This is a genomic window from Cryobacterium sp. TMT4-31 (genome assembly GCF_004403385.1).
In the GTDB taxonomy this organism is placed as follows: domain Bacteria; phylum Actinomycetota; class Actinomycetes; order Actinomycetales; family Microbacteriaceae; genus Cryobacterium; species Cryobacterium zongtaii.
Window position 1 is genome coordinate 1 of the sequence record NZ_SOGI01000005.1, and the last position, 14,529, is coordinate 14,529.

The window sequence follows — 14,529 nt, forward strand, 5'->3', positions numbered from 1 at the left end:
CCGGCACCGGCGCCGGCGACGACGACGGTGCGGGGACCCGGCGGCACCGGATGCGGCGGATCGGCGGGCGCCGCCGCATCCGGCCGGCCCGGCAGGGACGCAGCAGCGGCGACGGCCTCGAGCTCGACGGCGGCCGACAACGGCTCACGGAACGCCAAGTTCAGCTGCACGGGGCCGGGGTTGTTCGTCTGGGTGCCCAGCGCCGTCGCGTAGGCCAGCCGGGCCAGGGCGAGCGCGATGTCCGACTCCCCCACGGTTCCGTCGGGGGCTGCCACGTCCTCGCAGAGACGCACGGCCTCCGCAAAGATCCCCGGCTGCACGGTGGTCTGGTTCGAACGGATGCCCCGCAGCTCGGCCGGCCTGTCGGCGGTGAGCAGGATCATGGGCACCACGGAATGGTGTGCCTCGAGCACCGCGGGATGCAGGTTGGCCACAGCGGTGCCGGAGGTGCAGACCACCAGAGCGGGGCGACCGCTCTCGATGGCGAGCCCGAGCGCGAGAAAGCCCGCCCCGCGCTCGTCGATGCGCACGTGCAGGCGCAGCAGGCCGAGCCGTTCGAATTCGGTGGCTGCCAGCGCCAGCGCCTGGGACCGTGACCCCGGGCTGAGCACGATGTCGCGCACACCGAGGCTCACGAACTCGGCCAGCAATGCCACGCTGAAGTCGGTGGCGGGGCTGCCGCTCGGCGCGACCGGACGCACGAGTGCGGTGTCAGGCAGGGTGGTCGAGCCGGAAACGTCGGTGGTCTCAGGCATCCCGTCGGCCCGGCTGGTCACCCTCACCGGGTTCGGTCTTCTTGGGGTCGACTCCGGCGGTGCCGGGATGGGATGTGTCGTCGGCCGGCGGGTCCATCTTGTCGAAGTCGGCCAGTTCCTGCTCGAGATCGCGGATGCGCTGGTCCTGGTCCTTCACGCGGTCCAGGCCGCGCAGGAAGTCGGGGTCGTCGTCGGGGGCCATCGACCGGGTGACCCGGCCGCCGGTGTTCGCGGCGGTGCTGCGGCGGCCGCGACCGATCACCAGCCACAGCACGGCGCCGATCACCGGCAGCAGGATGATCATCAGGATCCAGGCCCACCGGGGCACGCCACGTATACGATTGCGGTCGAACAGCGCGCAATCCACCACCGCATACACGGTGAGAATGACGACGACGACTCCGAGGCCGAACAACAGGCGGAACATGCTGCTAATTGTAGGCCGGTCAGCCGAGAGATCGGTGAGTACTCTCAGCGGCACGGTTTAAGCTGCAAGTATGAAAGCTGTTCCGGCCTGGTTGGTCTTCACCGTGCTCCGCGTCCTGATGTTCGTCGTGCCCTTCGTGGTGCTGTCACTGCTGGGCATCGAGGGCTGGTTGGCGGCGCTGCTCGCCGCGGTGATCGGCCTGTGCCTGTCCTACATTTTCCTTCGCGCCCGGCGCGAAACGGTGGCCCGCGGTCTTTACGAGGTGCGGCACCGCGACAAGGAGCCCGTGCACCCGGATGCCGAGTCGGAGGACGCCGCTGTCGACCGCGCCGCGGCTTCTCAGACCAACGTCGGCCGCACCCCGCCCGCGCCGTAGTCGTCCGCTCGTAGTCATCCGCTGAGCGGGCGGCTCGACGCTATCTGTTGCCGCTGCGGGCAGCAGTTGTGCCGTTACAGGGCGAAGGCCAGCCCGAGCGTGATGCCGTAGAGCAGCGCCGCCAAGCTGGTGAGCTTGAGCACCAGGATCAGTTCCTTCGCGGTCTTCGCGGTCGCCACGATCAGGCAGGCCGGCAGCACCAGGAGCAGCACGAAGAAGGTGAGCCAGGCCAGCGGGTAGAACAGCGCGAAGAAGCCCGCGATGGCGAAGGGCACCAGCAGGAACACGCAGAACACCACGCGGGATGCCCTGGCGCCGATCCACACGGCGAGGGTGCGCTTGCCGGCGGCCTTGTCCGGCTTGATGTCGCGCAGGTTGTTCACCATCAGCACCGCGCAGGCGATCAGGCCGATGGCGACGGCGCTCAGCCAGCTCTCCAGGTTGACGGTGCCCACCTGCACGTAGGTGGTGCCGACCGTGGCCACCAGGCCGAAGAAGACGAACACGAACAGTTCGCCCAGGCCCAGGTAGCCGTACGGCTTCTTACCGCCGGTGTAGAACCAGGCCGCCACGATGGCCAGGGCGCCCACGGCGAGCAACCACCAGTACTGGCTCACCACCACGAGCACCAGGCCGGCGACGGCGGCGATGCCGAAGAAGGCCAGCGCCACGGTGAGCACGGCGCGGGGCTTGGCGGCTCCCCCACCGGTGAGGCGAGCCGGGCCGACCCGGTGGTTGTCGGTGCCGCGGATGCCGTCGGAATAGTCGTTCGCGTAGTTCACACCGATCTGCAGGCTCACCGCCACCACCAGCGCGAGCAGTGCCCGCACCCAGTGGAACTCGCCGGCGCCACCGGCCACGACAGCGGCTCCGGTTCCCAGCGCCACCGGCGCGACGGCCAGCGGCAAGGTGCGGAGGCGCGCGCCGGAGATCCAGTCGCCGGCAGTTGCCGGCCCGCTGCGTGCGGGTCCGGTCCTCGCAGAGTTCTTCCGGGCCGGGTTGCCCGACTTCGCCGGGTACTTGGGCCCGGTCGGTGCCGTGTTCCGGGCGCCGTTCTGGCTGGTCTGACGGGACTTCTGTTGTTTCGGCTCGTTCGGCCGCGCTCCATGTGCCACGCCCTCATGTTACCGGCCGCATCCGGGTCTCCGCCGGGTCACCGCCGGGCCGTCGGGCGGTCCCGCGGGCCGGGCCCTCAGCGTGCGATGAACGCTTCCAACGCCTGCCGGTCCGGCTTTCCCGAGGCCAGGAGCGGGAGGGTCTCGACGGTCACGATGCGAGAGGGGCGGGCGGCGCGGCCCAGAGCCGAGGCCGCGGCGGCGCGCACGGCTTCCAACGCCGGCGGCGCAGCGGCTACCACCACCACCACCGGTGTCTGCCCCCAGACCGGGTCGGCGGCGCGCACCACGACGGCCTCGCCCAGCCCGGGGAGGCTGCGCACGAGGGCCTCGACGGCATCGAGCGACACTTTCTCACCGCCGGAGACGATCACGTTGTCGGCCCGGCCGGTGACGCTCACGGTGCCGTCGACGGCGACCGCACCCAGGTCGCCCGTGCGGTACCAGCGCACGCCGTGGTCGTCCCGGAATCTGTCGCCGGTGCGATCCTCATCGCCGAGGTACCCGTCGGCGAGTACCGCTCCGCTGATCTCGAGCTGCCCGTCGACGGCACGCACCCGGGTGTTGCCGATCGGGACGCCGTCGTACACGCAGCCGCCGGCGGTCTCGGACGAACCGTAGGTGCGCAACACGCGGATCTTCTGCCGTTCGGCCCGGTCGATCAGTGCCGGGGCCACGGCCTGGCCGCCCACGAGGATGCCGGTGAAGCGCCGCAGCACGGTCAGGATCGCCGGGTCGGCGTCGGCGGCATCCAGCAGCCGGGCCAGCTGCACGGGAACCAGCGAGGTGAACCGCAACGGTTCGACGAGGCGGCGGGCGTACTCGGCGAAGACGACGGGATCGAAGTGGCCGGGCGGCAGCAGAACGGGTTCGGTGCCGGCCACGATCGACCGCACGAGCACCTGCACGCCGGCGATGTAGTGGGCGGGCAGGGCGAGTAACCATTGGCCGTCGCCGCCGAGGGCCACGCTCGACGCTGCCGCGGAGGCGAGCAACGCGTCGGTGCTGAGCATCACCCGTTTGGGCGCGGCCGTCGAGCCCGATGTTTCGATCACCACGGCCACTCGGCGCGGCACCGGTCCGAGCCCGGCCCGGTCGGCCCCGGTTCCGTTGTCGGCCGTAGGCGACGGCACCGGCACCGGTAGCAGCGCGTCACCCGTGGCGGAGAGCGCCAGGCGCAACTCGGTCAGCAGGTGCAGCGGATCCCCGGCGGGAACGGCGCGGACGGGCCTCACCGCATCCCCTAGAACTGCCAGGGGTACGGCGACCAGTCCGGTTCGCGCTTCTCAAGGAACGAGTCCCGGCCCTCGACGGCCTCGTCGGTGCCGTAGGCCAGGCGGGTGGCCTCACCCGCGAAGACCTGCTGCCCGACCATGCCGTCGTCCACGGCGTTGAAGGCGAACTTGAGCATCCGGATGGCCGTGGGCGACTTGGTCAGAATTGTGCGCGCCCAGTCCAGCGCCTCGTTCTCCAGCTCGGCGTGCGGGACGACGGCGTTGATCGCGCCCATCTCGAGAGCCCGTTGGGCCGAGTACTCGCGGGCGAGGAAGAAGACCTCCCTGGCCGCCTTCTGGCCCACCTGGCGGGCGAAATATGCGCTGCCGTAGCCGCCGTCGAAGGAGCCGACATCGGCATCCGTCTGCTTGAACTTGCCGTGCTCGGCGCTGGCGATGCTGAGGTCGCAGACCACGTGCAGGGAGTGCCCGCCGCCCGCCGCCCAGCCGGGGATCACGGCGATGACGACCTTGGGCATGAAACGGATCAGACGCTGCACCTCGAGGATGTGCAGCCGGCCGCCCCTGGCCTTGTCGATGCCGCTGGCGGTCTCGCCCTCACCGTACTTATAGCCGTCCCTGCCGCGGATGCGCTGGTCGCCGCCGGAGCAGAACGCCCAGCCACCGTCGCGCGCGCTCGGGCCGTTGCCGGTGAGCAGCACCACGCCGATGTGCGGATTGGTGCGGGCGTCCTCGAGGGCGGCGTAGAGTTCGTCGACGGTTTGCGGCCTGAAGGCGTTGCGCACCTCCGGCCGGTTGAAGGCCACGCGGGCGATGCGGCCGGTGAGGTCGTGGTGATAGGTGATGTCGGCAAGAGCGCCGAAGCCATCCACCGAACGCCACTGGGTCGGGTCGAAGATCTCTGAAACCAGTTCGGGCATGGCACCAGACTACGCGGCAGGCTCGGGCTGCCGGTTTGGTCGCCGGGTCCTGACATGGACCGATATACAGCTGGGACCGCTCACACCAGACATGAGGGCTATTCAGGTGTACCTCCTCGGCGGCTTCCCCGTCAACCCCTTGAACGGGCTAGACGCCGAGTTGTGTACTTATGTCACCCGAACGACCTGGAGGTGGTCATGTTTCACAACAGCCCCTCGGCACCCGACACTGCGTTACCCGAATACGCACCCGTCACCAGCGCCGAAACCTACACCGCTCCTGTCCTGAACCCGACACCCATACCCGGCAGCACCGTCGACGACACGGCCCTCGGCCTCGGCGACGTCGAGATCACCGAACTCTCCCCCACGGAGTGGCGCGTCGCAGACCATGGCATCGAGCATGACGACCCGACCGCCCTACTCGGCTTCATCCAGATCGTCGGCAGCGCCTTCGAGGTGACCAACCTCGGTCGTCCGCGGGAACGCGCCTACTTCACTTCCTTTGACCGTGCCACAGCCAGTCTTCTCCCCCGGGGGGTTCTCGCATGACAACCATCGTCCAGCCGCCCACCACCCGTGCGAGCGCTCGCGCCACAACTCAAACCCCGGCAGCGCCGCCGGAGTCGACCCCGTCGTCGTATTCGCCGTCGGCCGCCGCCAGCGCCGCGGCCACCTCCCGCTACAGCCGGGCTTCCACGGATGCCTTCGGCGACTACCTGCGCCGCATCGGCAAGGGCCCCCTGCTCTCGGCCGAGGACGAGGTGGATCTGGCCCGCAAGATCGAGGTGGGCCTGTTCGCCGAGGAGAAGATGAACCGGGCGGAAGCCGAAGGCACCCCGGTGAACCCCGAGTTCAAGCGCGAACTCACCTGCCTGGTGTTCGAGGGCCGGCGGGCGAAGAACCACTTCATCGAGGCCAACCTGCGTCTCGTGGTGAGCATCGCCAAGCACTACTCCGGCCGCGGCGTCCCGATCATGGACCTCGTGCAGGACGGCAACATCGGCCTGGTGCGGGCGGTGGAGAAGTACGACTTCATGACCGGATTCAAGTTCTCCACCTACGCCACCTGGTGGATCCGGCAGGCCATCCACCGCGGCATGGCCGACAAGTCTCGCATGATCCGCATCCCGGTGCACACCGCCGAGAAGCTCAACAAGATCAAGCGCATCCGCCGCGACCTCACCAGCACCCTCGACAGGGAACCGACGCTCAAGGAGATCGCCGAACTGTCGCAGATCGCGGTGCGGGACGTGTCCCGCCTGCTGCAGTACGACAACGAGCCCATCTCGCTGCACGCACCGGTCGGCGACGGCATCGGCGACATCGCCGAGCTGATCATCGATGACGACCTGCCCCAGCCCGACGAGTGCGCCACCATCACACTGCGGGCTGCCGACATCACGTTTTATCTCGATGCCCTGCCCGACCGGGAGCGGTCCATCCTCACAGCCCGCTTCGGTCTCACCGGTGAGGAACCTCGCACCCTCGACCAGATCGCGGTCATCCAGGGGGTGACGCGGGAGCGGGTCCGACAGATCGAGAAGCGCGCCTTGGCCCTCCTAAAGGTGCCACGACTCGAGCGATATCTCAGGGACTAGAAGCGAAAACCGGCGTAGCGTAACACCTACCCCTATCAACGGAGTGGTGCAATGGGCAAGCTGACGTACGATTCGAGCCTCACGGCGGATTTCGATGATCGCGTGCTCGCGCACATCCAGGTAGTGATCGGTGCCAAGCTACGCCGGGGCGAGTGCTTCTATTTCACCTGGCGAGACGACCCGCAGGGCGGTGACGGACGGAGCACCATCTGGATGCATCCCAGCATCCCGTTGGCCTACAAGTATTTCGGCGGTCGTTCGCCCAGCCTCAACCGCGACTGGATCGAGGCGCTGATGCTGACCGCGAATTCATCGGGCGGCCTGCAGATCGTGCCGGAACCGCACCGCCTGGGATCCACGTCGAATGGTAAGGATGATTCGTGACCCGCATCGACATCGTCTACGGCGGTAAGCCGTACACGCTCGGCGACCGCACACTCGAATCACTCCGAGCCGAGATCTCCGACGCGGCGGCGGCCGGCGTGCCCACCTGGCTGCGGGTCAACAGCGGCGCCGGGCGCTATCAGGATGCCTATCTGCTCATCTCTCCGGGCACCGCGATCGCCATCGTGGACGTGCAGCCCAACGGTCCGGACGTGACGCTCACTCCCGAGGAGACGTTCGTCGCCGATTCCACCGAATGAACGGCTCAGGGGCGGACCCGCGGATGCTGGCACACTAGAGCCATGCTCCCTTCACTGCACGACGTGCTCGCCACCGCCCGCGTGGTCGACCTCCCCCTCGTCACCGGCTTCCGCGGCCTCACCAGCCGTGAAGCCGTATTGATCGAGGGGCCGGCCGGCTGGACCGAGTTCTCCCCCTTCGTGGAGTACGACGATGAAGAGGCGTCGGCCTGGCTGCGGGCTGCGCTGGAGTTCGGCTGGGAAGAGAGCCCGGCCCTTCGACGAGACCGGGTTCCGGTGAACGCGACGGTGCCGGCCATCGACGCCGCCGACGTGCCGGCACTGCTGGCCCGGTTCCCCGGCTGCCGCACCGCCAAGGTGAAGGTCGCCGACCCCGGCCAGACCCTCGCCGAAGACGTGGAGCGGGTGCGCGCGGTACGCAAGGCACTCGGCGCGGAGGGACGCATCCGGGTGGATGCCAACGGGCTCTGGAACCTCGACGAGGCCGAGCACGCGATCCACGCCCTAGCCGAGTTCGACCTCGAGTACGTCGAACAGCCGTGCGCGTCGATCGACGAGTTGGCCGAGATCCGCCGCCGCACCGACTACCTCGACCTGCCGATCGCCGCCGACGAGAGCGTGCGCAAGGAGTCCGATCCCCTGCTGGTGTCCCGCTCAGGCGCTGCCGACCTCCTGGTGGTCAAGGTGCAGCCGCTCGGCGGCATCCGCGCTGTGCTCGCGATCCAGGCCGAGACCGGCCTGCCGCTGATCGTCTCCAGCGCCCTCGACACCTCGATCGGCATCTCGATGGGCGCGTTCTTGGCGGCGGCGCTGCCCGAGCTCGACTACGACTGCGGCCTGGCCACCGCGTCGTTGCTGGCCGCCGACGTCACCCATGAACCGCTGCTGCCCGTTGATGGCAGCATCCCGGTGCGCCGGGTGGTGCCGGATGCCGACCTTCTCGACACCTACGCGGCCAGCCCTGAGCGCCGCGACTGGTGGCTCGCCCGCATCACCCGCGTGCACGCCCTGCTCGCCGAGTAATCAGGAGGCGCGACGCAGGGCCCGCCTAGAGCTCTGCGGGTTAGGCGCCGTTATGCGGGTGGCGCGCCACCCGCATAACGGCGTGGCACCCGCCCATTGCGGATCCGGCGATCGGGCGCGGACCGAGCGGGCGCGACCCTCGCCGCGGGTTACAGGCCGGAGTAGGCGTGCAGGCCCTTGAAGAACACGTTCACGACGCCGAAGTTGAACATCACGGCGGCGAAGCCGATGATCGCCAGCCAAGCCGACCGCGATCCGCGCCAGCCCCGGGTGGCCCGCGCGTGGATGTACCCGGCGTAGATCACCCAGATGATGAAGGTCCAGACCTCTTTGGTGTCCCAACCCCAGTACCGGCCCCAGGCCCGTTCGGCCCAGATCGAGCCGGCCATGAGGGTGAAGGTCCACAGGATGAAGCCGATGATGTTGGTGCGGTAGGCCAGGTTCTCCAGGGTGACCGCCGACGGCAGGGTCTTCAGGAACTTGAGCCGGCCGGGCTTGTCGGTGTCCACCCGGTCCTCGCGGCAGGCCTGCAGCAGCTGCACGAACGAGAGCGCGAAGCCGAGGGCGAAGAACCCGGTGGCGAGAGACGCCACGAACACGTGGATGACCAACCACACCGACTGCAGAGCCGGCGGCAGCGGGGCCACTTCCACGTAATACTGCTGGGCTATGCCGAGCAGGATCAGGACAAGTCCGGTGACGAAGGTGCCCAGGAACCGCAGATCGATGCGGGTCAGCAGGATCAGGTACACCGTGACGATGAGGAGAGTTCCGGTCATCGCGAACTCGTACATGTTGGCCCACGGCACCCGCTCGGCGGCGATGCCGCGCAACACCGTGGCCACGAGCTGCAGGCCCCAGGCGAGCACGGTCAGCGAGACGCCCACCCGCAGGCTGGCGGAGCGGCCGTACGGCGTCGCCGCATCGTTGACCATCCGGGCGCTGATGCGGGTGAGGGTGCTGGTTCCGCCGGCGGAACCCACCGAGGTGGCCTCGCCCGCTCGGGCCTTGGCGGACTCGACATCGGCCGCGTCCACCGCAGAGTTGCGCTTGGCCAGGTCGATCGAGAAGGCGATGAACGCCAACGCGTAGACGGCCATGGCCGAGTACAGGCTGAGGATCGAGAGCTCGTTCAGATTCACCAGTACAGCCTAAGCGGGTTCGACGGGTGAAACGACCGGGGCCGAGCGTTCCAGCAGGGCGATGTGCCGGTCGGCGAGGGCGGTGACGGCCGACTCCAGGGCCGGGTCCTCCCCGCGGGCGAGGCCGGCGTATTCGAGCCGCACCGAGCCATCCGCCTGGTCAATGGCCTTCACCCAGAGCCGACGGCGCGGCACGAACAGCGAGGTGAGCAGCCCACCGAGCACGAGCACCGCGAACAGCAGCACCCAGCCCTGGGTGGGGTCGTGGTGGATATCGAACGACGCGAACCGCGGCACCGAGCCTGAGAAGTCTCCCGCCGCGGCATCCGGAGTGGCGTTCTCGAAGGTCACCGAGCCCAGCCCGTTGGGCAGCTCCTGGGTTTCGCCTGGCTTGAGTTCGAGCGGCTGGATGTCGCTCGTGCGGGTGGCCAGCGGCTCCATGGAGTCGGTGTCGAGGGAGTACACCGAGGTGGGCACACCCTCGTCCAGGCCCAGGTCACCCGCGTACACATTGAGGGTGAGCACCGGGTACTCAAGGTCGGGGAAGCTGGAGAAGTACGAGCCGGTGCTGCTCTCGTCCTGGGTCGGGTAGAAGAAGCCGACCAGGCCCACCTGCTCGGCGAGGCCGTCCGGCACCTTCACGATGCCCAGCGAGGTGAGGTTGGCGTCCTGCGGCAGGAACGGCACGGAGTCGGTGAACACCACTGTGCCCTCAGGGTCCTTCACCGTGATGGTGGGCGCGTAGCCGTTGCCGAGCAGGTAGACGCTGGTGCCGCCGGTGCGCAGCGGGTCGTTGACCCGCACCGCGCCGGGCTCGGCGTCGCCGCCGCGCGGGGTGACCGTGACGCCGGCGGTGAAGTCGACGGGCTGGCCGAACGCCTCGAGGTTCGCGGTCTCGTAGCTCACCGTGAAGTCGTCGAGGGTGAGCGTGTACGGGTCCAGTTCGGTGTCGTCGAAGAACCGGCCGGGGTTGAACGAGTCGTAGGCCAGCAGCGTGTTGACGAAGGTCTGGCCCTCCACGAGCACTCGTTGGCCGCTGAAGCCGAAGCCGCTGCCGAAGCCGACCACCACGAGGAGACCGACCAGGGCGGAGTGGAAGACCAGGTTGCCGGTCTCACGCAGGTAGCCGCGCTCGGCCGAGACCGAGAACTCAGTGGGGCTCTCGAACAGCGCCACCCGGTAGCGACCCTGCTTGAGGACGGTGCGGGCGGAGGCGACGGCGGTGGCGGCATCCGTGCCGGCCGGGGCCGTGCGGGTGGTGAAGCCGGCCAGCCGGCCGAGGCGCGCGGGGGTCTTGGGCGGTTTGGCGCGCAGGGCCTGCAGGTGGTGCTTGGTGCGCGGGATGACGCAGCCGATCAGCGAGACGAACAGCAGCAGGTAGATGGAGGAGAACCAGGCGGAGGAGTACACGTCGAACGCCTGGATCTTGTCGAGCACCGGCGCCAGGTCAGGGTTGTCGGTGAAGTACTGGGTGACGCCGTTCGGGTCGGAGCTGCGCTGGGGCACCAGCGAGCCGGGCACCGCCGCGATGGCGAGCAGCAGCAGCAGGAACAGCGCGGTGCGCATGCTGGTGAGCTGACGCCAGAACCAACGCAGGGTGCCGACAAAACCGAGTTTGGGCTGGGTGATCCCGTCGCCGGTGGGCGCCGGGGCGGAGTCGATGTGGTCAGATGGCCGGGACATAGCTGCCAATCACCCCTTGCAGGTTCAGGAGCCAGGCATTCCACACGCCGCTCACCATGAGCACCCCGATAACGATCAGGAGCACGCCGCCGAACAGGTTGATCGCTCGGATATGACGCTTGAGAAAGGCTACGGCCCCGGTGGCCCAGTTCAGGCCCAGGGCGATCAGCAGAAACGGGATGCCCAGGCCGAGCGCGTAGAACAGCGCCAGCAGGCCGCCCTGCCACGGTGAGCCGGTGCTCAGGCTGAGCGAGTTGATGGCCGTGAGCGTGGGGCCGGTGCACGGGGTCCAGCCGACCGCGAAGACCGCGCCGAGCACCGGAGCGCCGGCCAGGCCCATCCGCGGCCGCCAGGAGGTCTTGATGGTGCGCTGCATCGCGCCGAACTGACCGACGAAGACCAGGCCGAGCAGGATCACGACGGCGCCGGCGACGCGGGTGATCAGGTCACGGTACTGGTTGAGCCAGAACCCGGCGACGCCGAACACCACGCCGGTGAGCACGAAGACCAGGGTGAAGCCGAGGATGAACAGGGCCACGCCCAGCAGCAGCCGGTTGCGTCCCCGGCGCGCGGAGAGCTTCGACCCGCTACTCCCGTCGGCGAACCCGCCGATGTAGGCCAGGTAGCCGGGCACGAGCGGCAGGATGCACGGGGACGCGAACGAGACAAGCCCGGCCAGCACGGCGATCGGGATCGCCAGGAACAGTTGCCCGCTGAAGACGATCTCGCCGAAGGGATTGCCCACGCCTAGCCGTCCTCGGCAATCGTGTCCTTGATCAGGGTTTCCAGGATGGACGGCGAGTTGACCTGGCCGAGGATGCGCGCGGCGACCCGTCCAGAGGAGTCCAGCACCAGGGTGGTCGGCACGGCGTTCGGGGGGATGCTGCCGCTGAAGGCGAGCTGCAGGCCGCCGTCGTCGACATCCATCACCGATGGGTAGCTGATCTCGTAGCTTTCGTTGAAGGCGATGGCGCTGGGCGCCTGGTCGCGCACGTTCACACCGAGGAAGCTGGCGCCCTGACCGGCGAATTCCTCGCTGATCGTCTTGAGGTCCGGGGCCTCGGCGCGGCAGGGGGCGCAGCTGGCGTACCAGAAGTTGACCACGAGGACCTCGCCTGTGTAGTCGTCGGAGCTGACCGTGGAGCCGTCCTCGAGGGTGCCGTCGAAGACGACGGACTCGCCGCGATCTTCGGCGGCGATTTCGGTGACGCTGCCGTCGCCGGCGATGTAGCCCTTGCCGCTGCCTTCACGGTACTGCGCGGCGAGCGGGTCGTCGCTGGTGCACCCGGTCAGCACGAGGCCGAGGCTGACGAGGCCGATCAGGGCGGCAGGAATCAGGCGTGGCCGGCGACTCACACTGCACCTACATCGTTGGCCGGCACCAGAAGGGCGGCGGCGGGACTCGCATAGCCGACCTCGGCGGGCACATTGTCGTGCAACGACAGCGTGGTGATGCTGGACAGGTCACAGCGGCGTTTGCGCGGGTCGTGGGCGAGGCGTTCGTGGGCCAGGGTGCGGTGCACCATCCAGATCGGCAGCTGGTGGCTGACCAGAACGACGTCACCGTCGTCGACCGAATGGAAGGCATCGTCGATGGCGGCGAGCATCCGAGCAGAGATGGACGCGAAAGGCTCGCCCCAACTGGGCCGGGCAGGGTTGATCAGGCTGGGCCAGGTGCGCGGGTCGCGCAGGGCGCCGCCGGGGCCGCGCATCCGCTTGCCCTCGAAGCGGTTGGCGGGCTCGATGATGCGCTCGTCGAGGTGGATGGGCAGGCCGAAGGCCGCCATGATCGGGGCTGCCGACTCCTGGGTGCGCTGCAGCGGCGAGGCGATGATCCGCCCCACGGGGCGCCCACGCTCGACGAGGTCTGCGGCAGCCGCCTCGGCCATCCGCTGCCCCAAATCGGACAGCCGAAAGCCGGGAAGTCTGCCGTAAAGCACGCGCTCGGGGTTAAAAACCTCACCGTGCCGCACGAGATGTACCTGGCTAGCTACCACACGCTCCAGTCTACGGAGAGGTCACCCGCGAATTCGCCGAGAGCTGTGCGGCTAAACTCAGGGGGTGAATGCGCGCGTACTGATCAAGAACCTTGCTGCCCTCGACGACGGTCTCGTTTCCGTGTCCGGATGGGTTGAAACCGTCCGAGACCAGAAGAAGGTGCAATTCGTCGTCTTGCGCGACGAATCCGGCGCCGTGCAGCTGGTCAATCCACGCACCACGGATGCCGAGGGTGTCGTCGTCGACGACGAGCCGGCGACCACCATCTCCGGCCTGTCCCAGGGCAGCTTCGTCACCGTGACCGGGCAGCTCAAGCACGACGAGCGCGTCAAGCTCGGCGGCATCGAGATCAAGCTGGCGTCCCTCGAGGTCGTCACCCTCGCCATCCCGGAGACCCCGATCGCGGCAGACTCCAGCCTGGACAAGCGTATGGACTGGCGCTTCCTCGACCTGCGCCAGCCCAAGGCGAGCCTCATCTTCCGCATCCAGACCACGTTCGAGCACGCCCTGCGCACGTACTGGATCGAGCACGACTTCATCGAGCTGCACACCCCGAAGCTGATGGCCAGCGCGAGCGAGTCCCGCGCCGAGCTGTTCGAGGTGGAGTACTTCGACCGCAAGGCCTACCTGGCGCAGAGCCCGCAGTTCTTCAAGCAGATGGCGCAGTCCGCAGGTTTCGGCAAGATCTTCGAGGTGGGGCCGGCGTTCCGGGCCGACCCGTCGTTCACCAGTCGGCACGCCACCGAGTTCACCAGCGTTGACTCGGAGATCAGTTGGATCGACAGCCACGAAGACGTCATGCAGCTGCACGAGGACCTGCTCGTGGCCGCGTTCACCGCGGTGAAGGCCAAGCACGGCGAGGAGGTGCTCGCGCTGTTCGGCGTCGAGGTCACCGTGCCGAGCACGCCGTTCCCGCGCATCCCGCTGGCCGAGGCCAAGGAGATCGTCAAGAGCCGCGGCTACGAGGTTCCCCGTGAAGACGACGACATGGACCCCGAGGGCGAGCGCCAGATCGCGGCGTACGTCGCCGAGACCTACGGGCACGAGTTCGTGTTCCTCACCGACTACGCGTCGAGCATCCGCCCGTTCTATCACATGCGCCACGAGGGCGACGCGAGCCTGACCAACAGCTACGACCTGATCTTCAACGGCACCGAGATCTCCACCGGCGCGCAGCGTGAGCACCGCATCGACGTCCTCGTCGAGCAGGCCGTGGAGAAAGGTCTCGACCCGGCCGAGATCGCGGGTTACCTGGACTTCTTCCGTTACGGGGTACCGTCCCACGGTGGCTTCGGCATGGGCCTGGCCCGCGTGCTGATGCTGATGCTGCACCAGGCATCCATCCGCGAGGTCACCTACCTGTTCCGCGGGCCGACCCGCCTGGAGCCGTAACCGCTACTCCCGCTCGCGAAAGTCGCGCCTGTCTCACGGACAGGCGCGATTTTTCGTTAAGACCAAACCTTTTCCGGGGTGGGGACGAACCACCTGCATACCAAGCAAGCCCCCACACTCCACAGCAAAGGACTTCATCATGCGCAGCTTCACCAAGACCGCACTCGGCCTCACCACCGCAGGCCTGCTCGTCGCCGGCCTCGCCGCCTGCTCCACCG

General features: G+C 68.4%; 17 protein-coding genes. 7 read left to right on the top strand and 10 right to left on the bottom strand.

The genetic code is table 11. The features are described from left to right. Together E3T19_RS00365 and E3T19_RS00370 are read right to left on the bottom strand one after the other, a co-directional pair. Positions 1-755, bottom strand: a 755-nt coding sequence (locus E3T19_RS00365; protein WP_255578471.1) for a thiamine pyrophosphate-binding protein, incomplete at its 3' end; no start/stop codon positions are given. Beyond that, the gene (locus E3T19_RS00370; RefSeq protein WP_103460562.1) at positions 748-1,182 is read right to left on the bottom strand and encodes a PLD nuclease N-terminal domain-containing protein; all 435 of its coding nucleotides are present in this window, start codon (positions 1,180-1,182) and stop codon (positions 748-750) included. The genes E3T19_RS00370 and E3T19_RS00365, both read right to left, overlap by 8 nt. Positions 1,183-1,252: 70 nt before the next feature. On the opposite strand from E3T19_RS00370, the gene E3T19_RS00375 reads away from it, so the two are divergent. Then, positions 1,253-1,558 (top strand): DUF4229 domain-containing protein, encoded by a 306-nt coding sequence (locus tag E3T19_RS00375; protein ID WP_088454980.1) that lies wholly within the window; start codon positions 1,253-1,255, stop codon positions 1,556-1,558. 74 nt (positions 1,559-1,632) lie between these two features. Here the strand turns inward: E3T19_RS00375 and E3T19_RS00380 are convergent, their stop codons facing one another. The 3 genes from E3T19_RS00380 to E3T19_RS00390 form a co-directional block, all read right to left on the bottom strand. Further along, positions 1,633-2,673 carry a 1,4-dihydroxy-2-naphthoate polyprenyltransferase gene (locus tag E3T19_RS00380; protein WP_088454979.1) on the bottom strand — a complete coding sequence of 347 codons (1,041 nt, stop codon included), beginning with the start codon at positions 2,671-2,673 and terminating at the stop codon, positions 1,633-1,635. Between the two features lie 77 nt (positions 2,674-2,750). Next, the gene (locus E3T19_RS00385; RefSeq protein ID WP_174776694.1) at positions 2,751-3,908 is read right to left on the bottom strand and encodes an AMP-binding protein; all 1,158 of its coding nucleotides are present in this window, start codon (positions 3,906-3,908) and stop codon (positions 2,751-2,753) included. Positions 3,909-3,916: 8 nt separating this feature from the next. Beyond that, positions 3,917-4,828 (bottom strand): 1,4-dihydroxy-2-naphthoyl-CoA synthase, encoded by a 912-nt coding sequence (locus tag E3T19_RS00390; protein ID WP_088454978.1) that lies wholly within the window; start codon positions 4,826-4,828, stop codon positions 3,917-3,919. 198 nt (positions 4,829-5,026) lie between these two features. On the opposite strand from E3T19_RS00390, the gene E3T19_RS00395 reads away from it, so the two are divergent. The 5 genes from E3T19_RS00395 to E3T19_RS00415 are packed head-to-tail and all read left to right on the top strand — an operon-like array spanning position 5,027 to position 8,096. Next, positions 5,027-5,380 (top strand): hypothetical protein, encoded by a 354-nt coding sequence (locus tag E3T19_RS00395; RefSeq protein ID WP_088454977.1) that lies wholly within the window; start codon positions 5,027-5,029, stop codon positions 5,378-5,380. Beyond that, positions 5,377-6,429 (top strand): RNA polymerase sigma factor RpoD/SigA, encoded by a 1,053-nt coding sequence (locus tag E3T19_RS00400; RefSeq protein ID WP_103430996.1) that lies wholly within the window; start codon positions 5,377-5,379, stop codon positions 6,427-6,429. The genes E3T19_RS00395 and E3T19_RS00400 overlap by 4 nt, the downstream gene beginning before the upstream one ends. Before the next feature lie 51 nt (positions 6,430-6,480). Next, positions 6,481-6,813 (top strand): ATP-dependent DNA ligase, encoded by a 333-nt coding sequence (locus E3T19_RS00405; RefSeq protein ID WP_088454975.1) that lies wholly within the window; start codon positions 6,481-6,483, stop codon positions 6,811-6,813. Beyond that, complete coding sequence (locus E3T19_RS00410) at positions 6,810-7,073, top strand: hypothetical protein (RefSeq protein WP_103430995.1); 264 nt, start codon at positions 6,810-6,812, stop codon at positions 7,071-7,073. The genes E3T19_RS00405 and E3T19_RS00410 overlap by 4 nt, the downstream gene beginning before the upstream one ends. A 42-nt stretch (positions 7,074-7,115) precedes the next feature. Continuing rightward, on the top strand, positions 7,116-8,096 hold the full coding sequence (locus tag E3T19_RS00415) for an o-succinylbenzoate synthase (RefSeq protein ID WP_088454973.1): 981 nt from the start codon (positions 7,116-7,118) through the stop codon (positions 8,094-8,096). Positions 8,097-8,245: 149 nt separating this feature from the next. Here E3T19_RS00415 and ccsB read toward each other — a convergent pair whose 3' ends face one another. The 5 genes from ccsB to E3T19_RS00440 are packed head-to-tail and all read right to left on the bottom strand — an operon-like array spanning position 8,246 to position 12,918. Beyond that, positions 8,246-9,196, bottom strand: a complete 951-nt coding sequence (gene ccsB, locus E3T19_RS00420; protein ID WP_134407787.1) for a c-type cytochrome biogenesis protein CcsB — start codon at positions 9,194-9,196, stop codon at positions 8,246-8,248. A 51-nt stretch (positions 9,197-9,247) separates the two neighbouring features. Then, positions 9,248-10,921 (bottom strand): cytochrome c biogenesis protein ResB, encoded by a 1,674-nt coding sequence (locus E3T19_RS00425; RefSeq protein ID WP_134407785.1) that lies wholly within the window; start codon positions 10,919-10,921, stop codon positions 9,248-9,250. Further along, positions 10,905-11,666, bottom strand: a complete 762-nt coding sequence (locus tag E3T19_RS00430) for a cytochrome c biogenesis CcdA family protein (protein WP_088454971.1) — start codon at positions 11,664-11,666, stop codon at positions 10,905-10,907. The genes E3T19_RS00425 and E3T19_RS00430 overlap by 17 nt, the downstream gene beginning before the upstream one ends. 2 nt (positions 11,667-11,668) lie before the next feature. Further along, a complete protein-coding gene (locus E3T19_RS00435) occupies positions 11,669-12,277 on the bottom strand; it encodes a TlpA disulfide reductase family protein (RefSeq protein ID WP_103478487.1) in 609 nt (202 codons plus the stop codon). Continuing rightward, positions 12,274-12,918, bottom strand: a complete 645-nt coding sequence (locus E3T19_RS00440) for a histidine phosphatase family protein (protein ID WP_088454969.1) — start codon at positions 12,916-12,918, stop codon at positions 12,274-12,276. The genes E3T19_RS00435 and E3T19_RS00440 overlap by 4 nt, the downstream gene beginning before the upstream one ends. Before the next feature lie 79 nt (positions 12,919-12,997). Here E3T19_RS00440 and aspS point away from each other — a divergent pair, with 79 nt between their 5' ends. Next, on the top strand, positions 12,998-14,311 hold the full coding sequence (gene aspS / locus E3T19_RS00445; RefSeq protein ID WP_088457806.1) for an aspartate--tRNA(Asn) ligase: 1,314 nt from the start codon (positions 12,998-13,000) through the stop codon (positions 14,309-14,311). Positions 14,312-14,529 lie beyond the last annotated feature (218 nt).

Excerpts from the sequence above, each read along its gene's own strand:
- E3T19_RS00375 (WP_088454980.1), top strand. The coding sequence starts at position 1,253 with ATGAAAGCTGTTCCGGCCTGGTTGGTCTTCACCGTGCTCCGCGTCCTG.
- ccsB (WP_134407787.1), bottom strand. The coding sequence starts at position 9,196 with ATGGCCGTCTACGCGTTGGCGTTCATCGCCTTCTCGATCGACCTGGCC.
- E3T19_RS00390 (WP_088454978.1), bottom strand. The coding sequence starts at position 4,828 with ATGCCCGAACTGGTTTCAGAGATCTTCGACCCGACCCAGTGGCGTTCG.
- E3T19_RS00415 (WP_088454973.1), top strand. The coding sequence starts at position 7,116 with ATGCTCCCTTCACTGCACGACGTGCTCGCCACCGCCCGCGTGGTCGAC.
- E3T19_RS00400 (WP_103430996.1), top strand. The coding sequence starts at position 5,377 with ATGACAACCATCGTCCAGCCGCCCACCACCCGTGCGAGCGCTCGCGCC.
- E3T19_RS00425 (WP_134407785.1), bottom strand. The coding sequence starts at position 10,921 with ATGTCCCGGCCATCTGACCACATCGACTCCGCCCCGGCGCCCACCGGC.
- E3T19_RS00405 (WP_088454975.1), top strand. The coding sequence starts at position 6,481 with ATGGGCAAGCTGACGTACGATTCGAGCCTCACGGCGGATTTCGATGAT.
- E3T19_RS00395 (WP_088454977.1), top strand. The coding sequence starts at position 5,027 with ATGTTTCACAACAGCCCCTCGGCACCCGACACTGCGTTACCCGAATAC.
- E3T19_RS00370 (WP_103460562.1), bottom strand. The coding sequence starts at position 1,182 with ATGTTCCGCCTGTTGTTCGGCCTCGGAGTCGTCGTCGTCATTCTCACC.